Raw genomic sequence first — 16549 nt, forward strand, 5'->3', positions numbered from 1 at the left:
ACCAAGTGCGCAATGCTACACTTTTGGATCGCTCGGCACGCGGCGCACGAACCTCTCAGGTAAGTGCGGCGCAGTTGCTGGCCAACCTGCCCAGTCCGCTGTTCGTGGTCGACGAGCATATCAGGCTGCGGACCGTCAATCCTGCGGCCGAGCAGTTGTTCGGCGCTTCCCTGAACATGCTGCTCGACCGGCCCCTGTCCGACTTCCTGCCGGCGCACGCGACGATCCTGGACCTGATCCGCCACGTCGCCGCCGGAGGCGCCTCGGTCTCGGAGTATGGCGTCGAGCTGGCCCTCTCCAAGGGCGAGACGATTGCCGTCGACAGCCACATGACCCCGATCCTGGAGACGCCGGGCCATGTGCTGGTGGTCCTGCATCCCTGCTCCGTGGCGCGGCGGCTCGACCAGCACCGGGTCCAGCGCGGCTCCGCCCGGTCGGTCGCGACCCTGGCCGCGACCCTGGCGCACGAGGTCAAGAATCCGCTTTCGGGCATCCGCGGCGCTGCCCAGCTGCTGGAGCCGTCGATCGGCGAGGAGGACCAGCCGCTGGTCCAGCTGATCTGCGACGAGACTGACCGGATCTGCGCGCTGGTCGACCGGATGGAGGAATTCAGCGCCGGCCGCCCCATCGACCGGCAGCCGGTCAATATCCACCAGATCCTGGAGCATGTCCGGCGCATCGCCGAGAGCGGCTTTGCCCGGCGGCACCGGATCGTCGAGCACTACGACCCGTCCCTGCCGGACGTCGAGGGCGACCGGGACAAGCTGATCCAGGTGTTCCTGAACCTGATCAAGAACGCTTCGGAAGCGGCCCAGCCCGATGGCGGCACCATCACCCTGTCGACCACCTACCAGCATGGCTGGCGGATGGCGCTCGGCACCTCGCGCGAGCGGCTGCACCTGCCGATCACGGTGGAGATCAAGGATGACGGTCCGGGCGTGCCACCGGATGTCGCCGAGCACCTGTTCGAGCCCTTCGTGACCAGTAAGCCGCGCGGCACCGGGCTGGGCCTGGCCCTGGTGGCCAAGATCGTGCACGACCATGGCGGGGTCGTCTCCTACCATGCCGGAGAGCCGGGCGCGGTGTTCCGCGTCAGCCTGCCGGCCAATCGCCCCAACGGCCGGGGCGGACGTGAGCAAGAAGAGGCCGCCCAGCGATGAACGACACCACGATCCTTCTGGCCGAGGACGACGCGGCCATCCGCACGGTCGTCAGCCGTGCCCTGGCCAAGCAGGGCTGGCGGGTGCAGGCGACCTCGGCCGCCTCGGCGCTGTGGCGCTGGATCGCCGCAGGCGAGGGCGACATCGTCATCACCGACGTGATGCTGCCCGACGAGAACTCGCTGGACCTGCTGCCGCGGATCCGCTCCACCCGGCCGGACCTCCCGGTGATCGTGATGAGCGCGCAGAACACGCTGCTCACCGCGGTGCGCGCCACCGAGCGCGGGGCATTCGAATACCTGCCCAAGCCCTTCGATCTCGGCAACCTGACCGCCGCCGTGCAGCGGGCGCTGGCCCAGCCCAAGCGCCGGTCGAACGGGCGCTCGGATCCCTTGAGCGGCCTGGACGACAATCTGCCGATCATCGGCCGCTCCTCGGCGATGCAGGAAATTTACCGCATCATCGCCCGGCTCACCGGCACCGACCTCACCGTGCTGATCGCCGGCGAGAGCGGGACCGGCAAGGAACTGGTCGCCAAGGCGTTGCACGAGTTCGGCAAGCGCAAGAACGGGCCGTTCGTGGCGGTCAACATGGCCGCGATCCCGCGCGAGCTGATCGAATCCGAGCTGTTCGGCCATGAAAAGGGCGCCTTCACCGGTGCCCATGCCCGCAGGGTCGGCCGGTTCGAGCAGGCCAATGGCGGCACGCTGTTCCTGGACGAGATCGGCGACATGCCGCTGGAGGCGCAGACCAGGCTCCTGCGTGTCCTGCAGCAGGGCGAGTTCCTGCCGGTGGGCGGCACCCATGCCATCAAGACCAACCTGCGGATCGTGGCGGCCTCGCACCGTGACCTGCGCCAGATGGTCAGCCAGGGCCTGTTCCGCGAGGACCTGTTCTACCGCCTGAACGTGGTGCCGATCCGGCTGCCGCCCCTGCGGGAGCGGGTCGAGGACATCCCGGCGCTGGTGCAGCATTTCTTTGCCAAGGGCGCGAGCGACGGGCTGGCCATGAAGAGCCTGGCGCCCGAGGCGATGATCCGGCTGAAGTCGCATCCCTGGCCCGGCAATGTCCGCGAGCTGGAGAACATGGTCCGGCGCCTCTCGGTCCTCTACACCGACGAGATCCTGGCCGAGGACACCATCGCCTCGGAGCTGGAGCAGGCCGAGTATCGCCCGGCCAACGGCAACGGCGAGGCGAGCCCGGCGGCGCATGGCGAGGTTCCCGTCGCCGAGGAGACGCTGTCCTCGGCGGTGGAGCGGCATCTGGAACGGTGGTTCAAGGCCCATGACGGCAGCCTGCCGCCGGACGGGATCTACGACCGGGTATTGCGGGAGATCGAGCGGCCGCTGATCGGCAAGGCGCTGGCGGTGACCCGCGGCAACCAGCTGCGTGCGGCCGACCTGCTCGGCATGAATCGCAACACGCTGCGCAAGAAGATTCGCGAACTGGACATCGTCGTCTCCCGCGCGCCATGATCGGCCCGATTACGCGAATGAGACGGGCCGACATCTCCTGCTGAGCGGATTCTCCATCAAAGAGCCGTCCTTGTGGCGACGCATCGGCGCGATCGCCCAGGACTCCCGTACGGCCATGACCCTGGTGGTCGCGGCGGTGGTCTGCGGCATCAGCACCTGGGCCGTGCTGACCGGGAAGGGACCGGCCGGCCTGGATACCGGCGGCGTGCTGGTTCTGCTGTCGGTCGACCTCGTGCTCGTCCTGCTGCTGAGCGTGGTGGTCGCCCGCCGCCTGGTGCGGATCTGGGCCGCCCGCCGCAAGGGATCCGCCGGCTCCGGCCTGGAAGGGCGGCTGGTCGCCCTGTTCGGCCTGCTGGCGGTGACGCCGGCGATCGTGGTGGCCCTGTTCTCGGTGTGGTTCCTGCATGTCGGCGTAAATGCCTGGTTCAACGACCGCGTGCGCGGCGCGGTGGACACCTCGCTCCAGGTCGCCCGCGCCTATCTGGAAGAGCATCGCGAGATCATCCGCGCCGACGCGCTGGCGATGGCGGCCGACCTGAACCGCGAAGGCCCTTATCTCGGCGGGCGGACCAGCCTCGAGAACTTCATCGAGGCGCAGGCTGCGCTCCGCTCCCTGACCGAGGCGGTGGTGTTCGACGCGACCGGCACCGTCCTGGCCCGCAGCCAGCTCGCCTTCTCGCTGGATGTCGGCAGCATCGAGGCCGCCGACCTGGAGCGGGCCGCGGCCGGCGAGGTGGTGACGCTCACCGCCGACACCGACGACCGCATCCGTGCCCTGGTTCGGCTGGACGGATTCGGCGACGTCTATCTCTATGTGGGCCGCTTCGTCGATCCGAAGGTGCTGAACCTTCTGGAACGGACCCAGGCGGGCGTGAGCGAGTACGAGGCCGCAGCCGCCGAGCGCTCGCGCATCCAGATCATCTCGCTGGTCCTGTTCGGGGTGGTGGCGCTGCTGCTCCTGCTGGCTGCTGTCTGGGCGGGCCTGTATTTCGCGACCCGGATCGGCGAGCCGCTCGGCCAGCTGATCACCGCGGCGGACCGGGTCAGCACCGGCGACCTGGACGCCCGGGTCAACGAGCGGATCGACTTCGAGGAGGTCGCCTCGCTGGCCCGGGCCTTCAACCGGATGACCCAGCAACTGGCGTCGCAGCGCCGCGAGCTGGTGGAGGCCAACCAGCAGCTCGACCAGCGCCGCCGCTTCACCGAGGCGGTGCTGACCGGGGTGACCGCCGGGGTGCTGGGGCTGGACGGCCGTCGCCGGATCGTCCTGCCGAACCGCTCGGCCACCCGTTTCCTCGAGCTCGATCCCGGCCAGATCGTCGGCCGGCCGCTGGACGAGCTCCTGCCCGAACTCTCCCCGCTGATCGACCGCACCATCGATGGACGCGCCGGCTTTGCCGAGCAGCAGCTGGTGATCGTGCGGGGGGTCACCCACCGTACCCTGCTGGTGCGGGCCGAGGTCCAGGAAGAGGAGGGGCGGATCCAGGGCTGGGTCGTCACCTTCGACGACGTGACCGAGCTGCTCTCGGCGCAGCGGGTTGCCGCCTGGGCCGAGATCGCTCGCCGGCTGGCGCACGAGATCAAGAACCCGCTCACCCCGATCCGCCTGTCGGCGGAGCGGCTGCAGCGCCGCTGGCTGAAGCAGATCGAGGACGAGCCGGAAACCTTCCGCGGCTGCACCGACACGATCGTGCGCCATGTCGACCAGATCGGCCGGCTGGTGAACGAGTTCTCCTCGTTCGCCCGGATGCCGGAGCCGGTGTTCCGGGAGGAACGGCTGGGCCAGATCGTCCATGACTCACTGCTCCTGCAGCGCACCGCCCGGCCGGACATCCGTTTCGAGCTGGAGATGAAGCACCCGGAGCTCACGCTGCCCTGCGACCACGCAAAGGTCGGCCAAGTGCTGACCAATCTGCTACAGAACGCCATCGACGCCATCGACGCCAAGGGCGCCGGCGGCGAGGGGAAAGCGAGGGGCACCGTGCGCGTGCGTGTGCTGGAGGAGGAACGTGCCGTCGTCCTCCAGATCGACGACGACGGCGTCGGGCTGCCGCCGCAGCACCGCGAGCGGCTGTTCGAGCCTTACGTGACGACCAAGGCCAAGGGCACCGGCTTGGGCCTTGCCATTGTCCGGAAGATCATGGAAGAGCACGAAGGCTCGATCGACCTGGGTGAAGCCGCAGGCGGCGGGACTTCTGCGAGACTCGTCTTTCCGCGCCGTGCCGTCGTGCAGTCCGCAGCGTGAGCCTAGGACGGGAAAATTGGATGAGCGTGAAAGACTGCAGTCCTGGGGGCGGCAGGATCGACAGGGCTCGGGAGGCGCTTCGCCGGATGGTTAGAGGATGAGCAAGGACGTTCTGATCGTCGATGACGAGGCTGCGATCCGTGAGGTCGTCGCCGCGTTGCTGCAGGACGAAGGCTACAAACCGCGCCAGGCGGCCAACAGCGACCAGGCGTTCAGTGAGATCGACCGGCGGGTGCCGGACATCGTCCTGCTCGACATCTGGCTGGAAGGCAGCAAGCTGGACGGGATGGAGATCCTGGATCGCCTGCGCACCCAGTGGCCGGGCCTGCCGATCGTGATCTTCAGCGGCCACGGCACCATCGAGATGGCGGTGCAGGCCATCAAGAACGGCGCCTACGACTTCATCGAGAAGCCGTTCAAGACCGACCGCCTGCTGCTCACCATGCAGCGGGCGCTGGAGATCAGCCGGCTCAAGCGCGAGAACGAGCAGCTCAAGATCAAGGGCGGCGACGAGATCGACCTGCTCGGCACCTCGCCGGGCATCGTCCGGGTCCGCCAGGCGATCGACCGGGTGGCGCCCACCAACAGCCGCGTCCTGATCAGCGGCCCGCCCGGCTCCGGCAAGGAGATCGCGTCGCGGATGATCCATGCCCATTCCCGGCGGGCCGACGCGCCGTTCGTCGTGCTGAATTGTGCGGTGATGGCGCCCGAGCGCCTGGAGGTCGAGCTGTTCGGCGCCGAGGCGTCCGGCGACACGCCGCGCTCGGTGGGCATCCTGGAACGCGCCAACGGCGGCACCCTGTTCCTGGACGAGGTGGCCGACATGCCGCTGGAGACCCAGGGGCGGATGCTCCGGGTCCTCCAGGAGAACCGCTTCTCCCGGCCGGGACGCACCGAGCGGATCGACCTGGACGTCCGGGTGATCGCGTCGACCAATCGCGACCTCACCCAGCTCATGAGCCAGGGCAAGTTCCGCGAGGAGCTGTACTACCGGCTGAACGTGGTGCCGGTGCAGATCCCCGCTTTGGCGGACCGCCGGATCGACATCCCGCTGCTGGCGCGCACCTTCATGGACCGCGCGGCCCGGATCGCCTCCACGCCGCCCCGGGTGATCGGCGAGGATGCAATGGCGGTGATGCAGTCGGCGGAATGGCCGGGCAATGTCCGCCAGCTGCGCAACGCGGTCGAGTGGATGCTGATCATGGCGCCGGGCGACCCCAAGCAGCCGATCGGCGTGGACGGACTGCCGCCCGACCTCACCAACAGCGCGGTCGGCTCGATGGACCCGACCTCCAATGGCGAGCTGGTGGCGATGCCGCTGCGCGAGGCCCGGGAGCATTTCGAGCGGGCCTACCTGCAGGCGCAGCTCGAGCGCTTCGGCGGCAACATCTCCCGGACCGCCAACTTCGTCGGCATGGAGCGCTCCGCCCTCCACCGCAAGCTGAAGACGCTGGGCCTGCACAGCGGGGACGACTGACCTCTTGCGCGTCATCGTCGCCGGAGCCGGGCGGGTCGGCGAGAGCATCGCCCGCTACCTGGTCCGCGCCGGGCACGAGGTCACCGCGATCGATCAGCGCCCGGAACTGGTGCAGCGGATCTCCGAGACCGTGGACCTGCGCGCGATCGTCGGCTCCGCCTCGCACCCGGCCGTGCTGCGCGAGGCCGGCGCCGCCAACGCCGACCTGCTGGTCGCGGTGACCCGCAGCGACGAGGTCAACATCGTCGCCTGCCAGGTCGCCAACGCCCTGTTCAAGACGGCGACCCGGATCGCGCGGATCCGCCAGCAGGCTTATCTGGACCGTCGCTGGGAAGACCTGTTCGCCCGCCAGCACCTGGCGGTGGACGTGGTGATCTCCCCGGAGATCGAGGTGGCCCGCTCGGTAGCGCGGACGCTCCTGGTCCCAGGCTCGCTCGCGGTGATCCCCTTCGCCCGCGACCAGGCAAGGCTGGTCTCGGTCCGCTGCGATCCCGACTGCCCGATCCTCGACACGCCGCTGCGCCAGCTCTCCTTCCTGTTTCCGGACCTCCACGTCGTGGTGGTGGCGATCGAGCGCAACGACCGGCTGTTCGTGCCTCATTCCGAGGACCGGCTGCTGTCCGGCGACCGGGCCTGGTTCGTGGTCGAGACCAAGCAGCAGGCGCGCGCGCTGACCGCTTTCGGCCATGAGCCCTACCAGGGCCGGCGGGTGGTGATCGGGGGCGCCGGCAGCATCGGCCGGTTCCTCGTCCAGGAACTGCGCAACATCGCCCCGCAGGTCCGCCTCACCGTCCTGGAGAACGATCCGGAGCGGGCCGGCTCGCTGGCCGAGGACGAACCGGACGTGATCGTGCTCAAGGGCGATGCCCGCGATCCGGACCTGCTGCGTGAAGCCGGTGTGGAGACCGTCGATACCTTCGTCACGGTCACCAACCAGGACGAGGTGAACATCATGTCGGCGCTGATGGCCAAGCGCCTGGGCGCCAACCGCACCCTGGCCCTGGTCAACACCGACAGCTACGCGCCGCTGATCAGCGACATCGGCATCGACGTGATGATCGACCCGCGCGGCACCACGGTCAGCTCGATCCTGCAGCACGTGCGGCGCGGCCGGATCCTGGCCGGCTTCAGCATCAAGGATGGCGCCGCCGAGGCGATCGAGGCCGACCTCCCGGAGAACAGCCCGCTGGTCGGCAAGCCGCTGGAGAAGGGCCGCCTGCCGCACGGCGTGATCATCGGCGCGGTGCTGCGCGAGGGGCAGTACATCGTGCCCCGCCCGGACACGGTGCTGCGGGCCCGGGACCGGCTGATCGCGATCGCCCGGGGCGACCAGATCAAGAGCCTGGAACAGGCGGTGGCGGTCCGTTTCGACTATCTCTGATCCTCATCCTTCGTGACGTTCCTTCGGAAAGCTGCCCCATGGCCCGGATCGCCTATGTCGACGGTCGCTACCTGCCGATCACCGCGGCCTCCGTCTCCATCGAGGACCGCGGCTTCCAGTTCGCCGATTCGATCTACGAGGTCCTCAAGCGGATCAACGGCCGGCTGATCGACGCGGACCGCCACCTGGCGCGGCTGCGCCGCTCACTGGGGGAACTGCAGATCGCCCAGCCCTGCTCGGAGGCGGCGCTCCTGCGGATCGTCCAGGAGACCCTGGCGCGCAACGCCCTGAAGGATGCCCTGATCTACATCCAGGTCAGCCGTGGGGCGGCGCCGCGCAACCATCCCTTTCCCGCGAGCACCCGGCCGACCCTGGTGGTCACCGTGCGCCGCCTGAGCCTGCCCAGCCAGCTGGAGCGGGAGCAGGGGGCCGGCGTGGTGACGGCGCCGGACCAGCGCTGGGGCCGCTGCGACATCAAGTCGACCGGCCTTCTGCCCAACGTCCTGGCCAAGCAGGAGGCCCAGCAGGCCGGAGCGCGGGAAGCCTGGCTGGTGAGCGGCGAGGGCACCGAGGCGGTGGTGACCGAAGGCTCCAGCACCAATGCGTGGATCGTCGATGCGGCCGGGGTGCTGCGCACCCATCCGGCGACACCGGCGATCCTGGGCGGGGTCACCCGCTCGGTGGTGCTGGAACTGGCCAGGGCGGAGGGCATCGCGGTCGAGGAGCGTGCGTTCACCTTGGGTGAGTTGGCCAAAGCCCGCGAGGCGTTCCTCACCAGCGCGACGTCGCTCGTGCTGCCGGTGACCCGCATCGACGGCCGCCCGGTGGCCAACGGCATGCCCGGCGAGACAACCCGCCGGCTGATGGCCTGCTATGCCGAACGCTGCGGTCTTCCCGCCCATAGATGACTGCAGCCGGCACGGACCTTCTGGTCACAATCGGCAAACATAACGCTTGCGGATATAATCATCCATCTTGCACCAATGGCGCTTGCCGACCTTTGGCCCGATAGCTATGTCCTGAGTTCCGAAGGAAAAAATGTGGTCGGATCGCGCAATAGAATGCGGACCGTACCCGGCCGTGCGAAGCAGAGGCGCATGTCGCCCTGCCAGCGCGGTACCTTCAAATTCACCGAAAGGTACTCGGATGGCAGCCGAGAAGCAGCAGAATCTCCAGGACGTATTCCTGAACCACGTCCGCAAGAACAAGATTCCTGTTACGGTATTCTTGATCAACGGTGTCAAGCTCCAGGGTGTGATTGGCTCCTTCGACAATTTCTGCCTGCTGCTCCGACGTGACGGTCACGTGCAGCTGGTCTACAAGCATGCAGTGTCCACCGTGATGCCTTCGTCGGCGGTCCGTCTCTATGACGCACCTCCGGGCTCGGTGCCCGGGCAGGGGCCGGGAGCCGAGCGTGGCTCCTATGGCGACCGGGGCCGGGATGAGGACACGCGGGAAGAATGAGCCCCAACGGGACGATCGAGTCATAGGTAACGAAACGGCAGAAGGCAGCGGTCGCTGCCTAGTGATCCATCCCTATCTTCTTACCGACCGGGAGCGGCTGCGCTCGCCTGCCGCACGTCTCGACGAGGCGGCAGGACTGGCGCAGGCGATCTCGCTCGACGTGGTCGACCGTGAGCTGGCCCCGCTCCGGCAGCTGACGCCAGCGACCCTGATGGGGGAGGGCAAGGTGGCCGAGATCGCGGCCCGGGTGAAGGAGGACGAGATCGACCTCGTGGTGGTCGATGGCGCCCTTTCGCCCGGCCAGCAGCGCAATCTCGAGCGCAAGTGGAAGTGCAAGGTCATCGACCGCACCGGCCTGATCCTGGAGATCTTCGGGGAACGCGCCCGCACCCGCGAGGGTGTGCTGCAGGTCGACCTGGCGGCGCTGAACTACCAGAAATCGCGGCTGGTGCGCTCCTGGACCCATCTGGAGCGGCAGCGTGGCGGCGCCGGCTTTCTGGGCGGTCCGGGTGAAAGCCAGCTGGAACTGGACCGGCGGATCATCGCGGACAAGATCGTCAAGCTCGAGCGCGAGCTGGCCGATGTCAAGCGCACCCGCAGCCTGCACCGCAGGGCGCGCGAGCGGGTGCCTTATCCGGTGGTGGCGCTGGTGGGATACACCAATGCCGGCAAGTCGACCCTGTTCAACAGCCTGACCGGGTCCGAGGTCTTCGCGAAGGACCTCCTGTTCGCCACGCTCGATCCGACCATGCGCCTGATCCGCCTCCCGCATGGCCGCAAGGTGATCCTGTCGGACACGGTGGGCTTCATCTCCGAACTGCCGACCTCGCTGGTCGCCGCGTTCCGCGCGACCCTGGAGGAGGTGCTCTCGGCCGACGTGGTCCTGCATGTCCGCGACGTGGCCCACGAGGACACCCGAGCGCAGGACGCGGACGTCCGCAAGGTGCTGGACGAACTCGGCATCGACGAGATGGACCGGGGCCGGCGGATGATCGAGGTGTGGAACAAGATCGACCTGTTCGATGCCGAGCGGCGGGCGACGCTGGAGCCGGAACTTGCCCGCTCCCCTGACACCGTGGCGGTCTCCGCCTGGACCGGCGAGGGGCAGGACCGGCTGCTGCAGGCGATCGAGGCGAAGCTCGCCGAGAGCGCCGTCCCGACCGAGGTCGTGGTCCCGCACGAGGACGGCGAGACCCTGGCCTGGCTGTTCCGCAATGGCGAGGTGCTGGCCAAGGCGGAAGCCGAGGACGGCACCCATCTGTCCGTGCTGCTGGCCGACGACGTCAAGCGGCGCCTGGAAGCCCGGCTGGCCCCGCCGGGCTAGGCCTTTGCGCGCTCGGCGAGCTTGGCCTCGTCCCACCAGGCATCCAGCTCGTCCAGCGTGCAGTCGGCCGGGTCGCGGCCGGCTGCCCGGGCGGCCGCCTCCACTGCGCGGAAGCGGCGCTCGAACTTGGCGTTGGTGCCGCGCAGCGCCTCCTCGGGATCGACCTTGAGGTGTCGGGCGAGGTTGGCCACCGCGAACAGGAGGTCGCCGATTTCCTCGGCCTGATGGGCGGGATCGGCCGCTTCCTCGACCTCGGCCAGTTCCTCGCGGATCTTGGCGACCACCGGCGCCAGCGCCCCCCAGTCGAAGCCGACCCGCGCCGCCCGCTTCTGCAGCTTCTCGGCCCTTACCAGGGCGGGGAACCCCACCGGGATGTCGTCGAGGATGCTGGCCGGCGCGGAGGGCAGGCCCTTGGCGGCGCGCTCGGCGGCCTTCAGGTCCTCCCACAGGCGGCGCTCGCCTCCTTCGGGAAGGGCCTGGCCCTCGAAGACATGCGGATGGCGCCGGACCATCTTGTCGACGATGCCCGAGGCGACCGCGTCGAAATCGAACAGGCCCTGCTCCTGGCCGATCTGCGCCTGGTAGACGACCTGCAGCAGGAGGTCGCCCAGCTCGTTCCTGAAATCGTCCAGGTCGCCCCGCTCCAGGGCGTCGCGGACCTCGTAGGCTTCCTCGATCGTGAAGGGTGCGATCGTCTGAAAGGTCTGCTTCTGGTCCCAGGGGCAGCCAACCACCGGGTCGCGCAGGATCCGCATGACCGCCAGAAGCCGGTCGATCGGCCGCTCGTCGTCGGGGACCGGTACGCTCACAGCAAGGTCCCCTGCACGGGTTCGGGCGCGTCGCCCCGCCTGGGGCGGCTGCCGGTGCCGACGGCCAGCTCGCCGTCGTGGAAGACCAGCGACAGCCTGCCCTCCCGGCGCGCCGTCTCCACGTCGCTGACCACCTGGCCCGTGGCGGCCGAGCGGACCAGGGCATAGCCGCGCTCCAGGACCTGCCGATAGCCCAGGCTGTCCAGGAGCTTGCCCTGCGCCTCCAGGCGGGCGTGGTCCCGCTCGATCTGACGGCGTGCCGCAGCGGCAAGCCGCTGGCCCCGGTCCTCCAGCATCGGCGTGGCCCGGGCGATCAGCGCCAGGATGTGGGCCGGCACCAGCCGGGCAGCCGTGCGTTCCAGGTGGCGCTGCTCGGTCTTCACCAGCCCGCCAACCAGCTCGGCCATGCGGCGGTTCAGCATGTCCAGCCGCTCGGTCTTGCTGCGCAGCACGTCCTGCGGGCTGCGCAGGCGCAGCCGCTCGGACAGGTCGTCCAGGCGCTGCGTCGCCAGGTTCAGCAGCATGCGCGGGTCGGGCAGGCCGCGCGCCGAGCGCTCCAACTCGGTGCGCCGCCGGTTCAGCTGCGTGACCGCGGCCGAGCGGCTGCGTCCCTCCAGCACGGAAACCCGCTCGATCAGCTCCAGGCGTACCGGCACCGCCATCTCGGCGGCGGCGGTGGGGGTGGGGGCCCGCCGGTCGGCGGCATGATCGGCCAGCGAGGTGTCGGTCTCGTGGCCGACCGCGCAGATCGTCGGGATCGAGCAGGCGGCGATCGCGCGGACCACCATCTCCTCGTTGAACGGCATCAGGTCCTCGATCGAGCCGCCGCCGCGCGCCACGATCAGGAGGTCGGGGCGCGGCACCGGGCCGCCGGGCTGCATGGCGGAAAAGCCCTGGATCGCGGCGGTGATCTGCTCGGCCGCCTGCTCGCCCTGGACCAGCACCGGCCAGAGCAGGACCCGGCGCGGGAAGCGGTCGCCCAGGCGGTGCAGGATGTCGCGGATCACCGCGCCGGTGGGCGAGGTCACCACGCCGATGACGCGGGGCAGGAACGGCAGCGGGCGCTTGCGCGCCGCCTCGAACAGGCCCTCGGCGGCCAGCCGGCGGCGGCGCTCCTCCAGCATCGCCATGATGGCGCCAGCACCAGCCGGCTCCATCTGCTCCACCACCATCTGGTAGGTGGAGCGGCCCGGATAGGTGGTGAGCCGGCCGGTGGCCACCACCTCCAGCCCGTCCTCCGGGGCGAAGCGCCAGCGCTGCACCGAGCCGCGCCAAGCGACAGCGTCCAGCCGGGACTGCTGGTCCTTCAGGCCGAAATAGGCATGGCCCGAGGCGGCCCGCTTGAAGCCGGAGATCTCGCCCTTGACCCGGATCAGGCCGAACGTGTCCTCGACGGTACGCTTGAGCGCGCCGCTGATCTCGGAGACGGTGTATTCGGTGAGGTTGGTCGCCATGGGTCCTGGCTTGCTAGCAGCCCCAAACGTTCCCGTCAGCCCGTGCCATGGACGGAGCGGCAAGGAGAGGTGCGATGGCGCCGGCTTCGAATGATCTGCCGAGGATGAGCTTCGAGGAGTTCATGGCGTTCGAGGGCGAGCCGGACGCCCGCTACGAACTCTACCAGGGACGGCTGGTCGCCATGGCGATGCCGCACGGGCGGCATGCGCGGATCGCGCAGAATGTCGGCAACGTCATGGACCGCCGGTCGTCCGATCCCGACCGTTGCCTGGCGTACCAGGGCGCCGGGCTGGTGATCTCGGAGAGGGACGCGACCTACCTGGTCCCGGACGTGATCTTCGCCTGCACGGCCCCCGACCGGCGCGGCCTCATGCACCAGGCCGCCATCATCGTGGAGATCCTGTCGCCGTCCACGGCGGCGAACGATTTTCGCGCCAAGGTGCCGGCCTACCAGCAGATCGCGGGCGTGGAGGAGATCTGGCTGGTGGATGCCGGCCGGCGCTGGGTGCAGCGCTGGCAGCGGCACGGGCAGGACTGGGTGGTCGCCCTGCCGGTCACCGGCGAGGACAGCTTCGAGAGCCGGGTGCTGGAGGGACGGGTGCCGCTGGCGGAGCTTTATGCCGGCGCACGCTTCGACGACGAGGAGGCCTGAGCGCGGCGGCATAGAGCTCCGCCGCGCTCGAGGCCGGCCTGGATCAGACCAGGCCGTCCTCGACCAGGGTCTCGGCGATCTGGACGGCGTTCAGCGCCGCCCCCTTGCGCAGGTTGTCCGAGACCACCCACATGTTCAGGCCATAAGGGACGGTGTCGTCCATGCGCAGGCGCGACACGAAGGTGGCGTACTCGCCGACCACGTCCTTGGGCGTCGCGTACTGGTAGTCGTCCGGGTCATCCAGGACGTTGATCCCCTCGAACTCGTGCAGCGCCTCGATCGCCTCTTCCAGGCTGATCTCGCTCTCGAACTCGACGTTGATCGCCTCGGAATGGCCGATGAACACCGGGACGCGGACGCAGGTCGCCACCACCTCGATCGAAGGGTCGAGGATCTTCTTGGTCTCGACCTTCATCTTCCACTCTTCCTTGGTGGAACCGTCCTCCATGAACTTGTCGATCTGGGGGATGACGTTGAAGGCGATGGCTTTCTGGAACACCGTGGGCTTCTTGCCCAGGTCGTTCATGTAGACGGCCTTGGTGTGCTCGAAGAGCTCGTCCATGCCTTTCTGGCCGGCGCCGGACACCGACTGGTAGGTGGACACCACCACCCGCTTGATCGTCGCCAGGTCGTGCAGGGGCTTGAGCGCCATGACCATCTGGATGGTCGAGCAGTTCGGGTTGGCGACGATGTTGCGGTTGCGGGCGTATTGCAGCGCCTCGCGGTTGACCTCCGGCACCACCAGCGGGACGTCCTCGTCCATGCGGAAATGGCTGGTGTTGTCGATCACCAGGCATCCGGCGGCGGCGGCGCGCGGGGCATGGACCGCGGACACGGCACCGCCCGGCGAGAACAGGGCCATGTCGTAGCCGGTGAAGTCGAAGTCCTCGAGCGCCTTGACCTTCAGCAGCTTGTCGTCGCCGAAGCTGACTTCCTTGCCGACCGAGTTGCGCGAGGCGAGCGCCACGACCTCGTCGGCCGGAAACTCGCGTTCCGCCAGGATGTTCAGGATCTCGTGGCCGACAGCGCCGGTGGCGCCGGCGACGGCAATTCTAAAGCCCATGAGCGTTTCCTTTCGAGGGACCCGGGCGGCCCGCCAGGGCACCCGGGACGCCCATGAAATCCGGATTCAGGTCGAGCGCTTGGTCAGCGCGGTGAGGATCTTCTGGCCCATTTCCACGGTGCCGAGCTGGGTCATGCCGTCCTGCGCGATGTCGGCAGTGCGGTAGCCCTCGTTCAGCACGTCGGCGATGGCGGCTTCCAGCAGCTGGGCCTCGGCATCGCGGTCGAAGCTGTACTTGAGAAGCATGGCAAAGCTCATCAAGGCCGCGATGGGGTTGGCCATGTCCTTGCCGGCGATGTCGGGGGCGGAGCCGTGGATCGGCTCGTACATCGCCTTGCGCTTGCCAGTGGCGGCATCGGGCGCGCCCAAGGCGGCCGAGGGCAGCATGCCGAGCGAGCCGGTCGCCATGGCGGCGGCATCCGAGAGGATGTCGCCGAACAGGTTGTCGGTGACGATCACGTCGAACTGCTTGGGCCGGCGGATCAGCTGCATGGCGCAGTTGTCGGCATACATGTGCGAGAGCTGGACGTCGCCGTACTCGCGGGCGTGCAGGTCGGTGACCACCTGGCGCCAGAGCACGCCGGTGTGCATCACGTTGGCCTTCTCGACCGAGGTCACCGCGTTGCCGCGCTTGCGCGCCAGCTCGAAGCCGACCCGGGCGATGCGCTCGATCTCAGGCGTGGTGTAGACCTGGGTGTCGACGCCGCGCTTCTGGCCGCCGCCGATCTCCTCGATGCCGCGCGGCTCGCCGAAGTACACGCCGCCGGTCAGCTCGCGCAGGATCAGGATGTCCAGGCCACGCACCAGCTCGGGCTTCAGCGTGGACGCATCCACCAGGGCGTCGAACACGATCGCCGGGCGCAGGTTGGCGAACAGCTCCAGCTGCTTGCGCAGCTTGAGCAGCGCCTGCTCGGGCTTCAGGTGGAACGGGTTGGCGTCATACTTATGCACGCCGACCGCGCCGAACATGATCGCGTCGACGGCCTTGGCCTTGGCCAGGACCTCCTCGGTGATCGGCACGCCATGGGCGTCCAGCGAGGCGCCACCGACCAGGTCCTCGTGCAGCTCGAAGGACAGGCCCTTCTTGCCCAGATGGTCGATGACCTGACGGACGACGCCCATCACCTCCGGCCCGATGCCGTCGCCAGGAAGGAAGAGGATCGAGCCGGTGGTCATCGCTGCTTTCTCGGGTTCGTTCGTGCAAAAGGGACGAGGGGCAGGAGGTTCGCTTGCTCAGGAAGACGGCGCTCGGGTTCGTTCGTGCAAAATCGCCTTCCCGGGTTCGTTTCGTTCCGTCGCCCTCTCGGGTTCGTTCGTGCAAATCGCTTGGTCGGTCGCCTCCCGAGGGGGTGGAAAGGGAAGCGACCGGTCAAGGTCTCATGCCGTCCCTGGCCCGGTCAAGCCGCGCCAGGGGGGCTCAGGCGGCCGAGGGGTAGAGCCAGGGCGCCTGCTCGCGCTGCCTGCCCTCGAACGACCGGATCTTCTCGGCCTTCTGCATGGTGAGCCCGATATCGTCCAGGCCCTCCAGGAGGCAGTCGCGGCCGTGCGGGTCGATGCTGAACGAGATCGGCTCGTTGCCGGTGGGCCGCAGGATCAGGTTCTGCTCCAGGTCGACCGTGAAGGTCGGGTCCGGCGCGTTCTCCGCCTCGGCCATCAGCGCGTCGATCGTCTCCTGGGGGAGACGGATCGGCAGGATGCCGTTCTTGAAGCAGTTGTTGTGGAAGATGTCGGCAAAGCTGGGCGCGATCACGCAGCGGATGCCGAAATCGGCCAGCGCCCAAGGGGCGTGCTCGCGCGAGGAGCCGCAGCCGAAATTCTCGCCGGCCACCAGGATCTGCGCCTGGCGGTAGCGCGGCTGGTTCAGGACGAACTCAGGGATCTCCTGGCCGTCCTGGGTGTAGCGCATCTCGTCGAACAGGTTCTTGCCGAGCCCAGTCCGCTTGATGGTCTTCAGGAACTGCTTGGGGATGATCATGTCGGTGTCGACGTTGATCATCGGCAAGGGCGCGGCGACGCCGGTCAGCTTGGTGAAGGGGACCATGTT

14 protein-coding genes are annotated in these 16549 nt (G+C 68.7%); 9 read left to right on the top strand and 5 right to left on the bottom strand.

The genetic code is table 11. The annotated features are described in order from the left end of the window. The first annotated feature begins 74 nt into the window (after positions 1-74). The 8 genes from GEMRO_RS29595 (at position 75) to hflX (ending at position 10526) form a co-directional block, all read left to right on the top strand. Positions 75-1160, top strand: a complete 1086-nt coding sequence (locus tag GEMRO_RS29595) for a two-component system sensor histidine kinase NtrB (RefSeq protein WP_240476685.1) — start codon at positions 75-77, stop codon at positions 1158-1160. Next, positions 1157-2635, top strand: a complete 1479-nt coding sequence (gene ntrC / locus GEMRO_RS0113810; protein WP_027134464.1) for a nitrogen regulation protein NR(I) — start codon at positions 1157-1159, stop codon at positions 2633-2635. The genes GEMRO_RS29595 and ntrC overlap by 4 nt, the downstream gene beginning before the upstream one ends. 70 nt (positions 2636-2705) lie before the next feature. Next, complete coding sequence (locus tag GEMRO_RS29600) at positions 2706-4880, top strand: sensor histidine kinase NtrY-like (protein ID WP_035485321.1); 2175 nt, start codon at positions 2706-2708, stop codon at positions 4878-4880. 97 nt (positions 4881-4977) lie between these two features. Beyond that, on the top strand, positions 4978-6357 hold the full coding sequence (ntrX, locus tag GEMRO_RS0113820; protein WP_027134465.1) for a nitrogen assimilation response regulator NtrX: 1380 nt from the start codon (positions 4978-4980) through the stop codon (positions 6355-6357). A gap of 4 nt (positions 6358-6361) precedes the next feature. Next, entirely contained in the window at positions 6362-7738 is a 1377-nt protein-coding gene (gene trkA, locus GEMRO_RS0113825; RefSeq protein WP_027134466.1) for a Trk system potassium transporter TrkA, read from the top strand. Between the two features lie 38 nt (positions 7739-7776). Continuing rightward, complete coding sequence (locus GEMRO_RS0113830; protein ID WP_027134467.1) at positions 7777-8646, top strand: D-amino-acid transaminase; 870 nt, start codon at positions 7777-7779, stop codon at positions 8644-8646. A gap of 238 nt (positions 8647-8884) precedes the next feature. Then, on the top strand, positions 8885-9202 hold the full coding sequence (gene hfq / locus GEMRO_RS29605; protein WP_051329056.1) for an RNA chaperone Hfq: 318 nt from the start codon (positions 8885-8887) through the stop codon (positions 9200-9202). Next, positions 9180-10526 carry a GTPase HflX gene (hflX, locus tag GEMRO_RS0113840; RefSeq protein WP_084507790.1) on the top strand — a complete coding sequence of 449 codons (1347 nt, stop codon included), beginning with the start codon at positions 9180-9182 and terminating at the stop codon, positions 10524-10526. Before hfq ends, hflX begins: the two co-directional genes overlap by 23 nt. Here hflX and mazG read toward each other — a convergent pair. Together mazG and xseA are read right to left on the bottom strand one after the other, a co-directional pair. Continuing rightward, positions 10523-11335: a nucleoside triphosphate pyrophosphohydrolase gene (mazG, locus tag GEMRO_RS0113845; protein ID WP_027134469.1), complete on the bottom strand. Its 813-nt coding sequence runs from the start codon at positions 11333-11335 to the stop codon at positions 10523-10525. The two genes, hflX and mazG, sit on opposite strands and share 4 nt — an antisense overlap. Further along, positions 11332-12789, bottom strand: a complete 1458-nt coding sequence (gene xseA / locus GEMRO_RS29610) for an exodeoxyribonuclease VII large subunit (RefSeq protein WP_051329057.1) — start codon at positions 12787-12789, stop codon at positions 11332-11334. Before xseA ends, mazG begins: the two co-directional genes overlap by 4 nt. 74 nt (positions 12790-12863) lie before the next feature. Between xseA and GEMRO_RS0113855 the strand changes: the two genes are divergently transcribed. After that, complete coding sequence (locus GEMRO_RS0113855) at positions 12864-13442, top strand: Uma2 family endonuclease (RefSeq protein ID WP_169728388.1); 579 nt, start codon at positions 12864-12866, stop codon at positions 13440-13442. Positions 13443-13485: 43 nt separating this feature from the next. Here the strand turns inward: GEMRO_RS0113855 and GEMRO_RS0113860 are convergent, their stop codons facing one another. The 3 genes from GEMRO_RS0113860 to leuD form a co-directional block, all read right to left on the bottom strand. Continuing rightward, complete coding sequence (locus GEMRO_RS0113860) at positions 13486-14505, bottom strand: aspartate-semialdehyde dehydrogenase (RefSeq protein WP_027134471.1); 1020 nt, start codon at positions 14503-14505, stop codon at positions 13486-13488. Between the two features lie 66 nt (positions 14506-14571). Then, positions 14572-15681: a 3-isopropylmalate dehydrogenase gene (gene leuB, locus GEMRO_RS0113865; protein ID WP_027134472.1), complete on the bottom strand. Its 1110-nt coding sequence runs from the start codon at positions 15679-15681 to the stop codon at positions 14572-14574. A 241-nt stretch (positions 15682-15922) separates the two neighbouring features. Beyond that, positions 15923-16546 carry a 3-isopropylmalate dehydratase small subunit gene (gene leuD / locus GEMRO_RS0113870; protein ID WP_027134473.1) on the bottom strand — a complete coding sequence of 208 codons (624 nt, stop codon included), beginning with the start codon at positions 16544-16546 and terminating at the stop codon, positions 15923-15925. Positions 16547-16549 lie beyond the last annotated feature (3 nt).

It is taken from the genome of Geminicoccus roseus DSM 18922 (assembly GCF_000427665.1).
Classification (GTDB): Bacteria; Pseudomonadota; Alphaproteobacteria; order Geminicoccales; family Geminicoccaceae; genus Geminicoccus; species Geminicoccus roseus.

Coding starts and splice junctions, on each gene's coding strand:
- GEMRO_RS0113860 (WP_027134471.1), bottom strand. CDS start 14,505: ATGGGCTTTAGAATTGCCGTCGCCGGCGCCACCGGCGCTGTCGGCCAC.
- GEMRO_RS0113855 (WP_169728388.1), top strand. CDS start 12,864: ATGGCGCCGGCTTCGAATGATCTGCCGAGGATGAGCTTCGAGGAGTTC.
- GEMRO_RS0113830 (WP_027134467.1), top strand. CDS start 7,777: ATGGCCCGGATCGCCTATGTCGACGGTCGCTACCTGCCGATCACCGCG.
- leuB (WP_027134472.1), bottom strand. CDS start 15,681: ATGACCACCGGCTCGATCCTCTTCCTTCCTGGCGACGGCATCGGGCCG.
- hflX (WP_084507790.1), top strand. CDS start 9,180: ATGAGGACACGCGGGAAGAATGAGCCCCAACGGGACGATCGAGTCATA.
- xseA (WP_051329057.1), bottom strand. CDS start 12,789: ATGGCGACCAACCTCACCGAATACACCGTCTCCGAGATCAGCGGCGCG.
- ntrC (WP_027134464.1), top strand. CDS start 1,157: ATGAACGACACCACGATCCTTCTGGCCGAGGACGACGCGGCCATCCGC.
- ntrX (WP_027134465.1), top strand. CDS start 4,978: ATGAGCAAGGACGTTCTGATCGTCGATGACGAGGCTGCGATCCGTGAG.
- leuD (WP_027134473.1), bottom strand. CDS start 16,546: ATGGTCCCCTTCACCAAGCTGACCGGCGTCGCCGCGCCCTTGCCGATG.
- hfq (WP_051329056.1), top strand. CDS start 8,885: ATGGCAGCCGAGAAGCAGCAGAATCTCCAGGACGTATTCCTGAACCAC.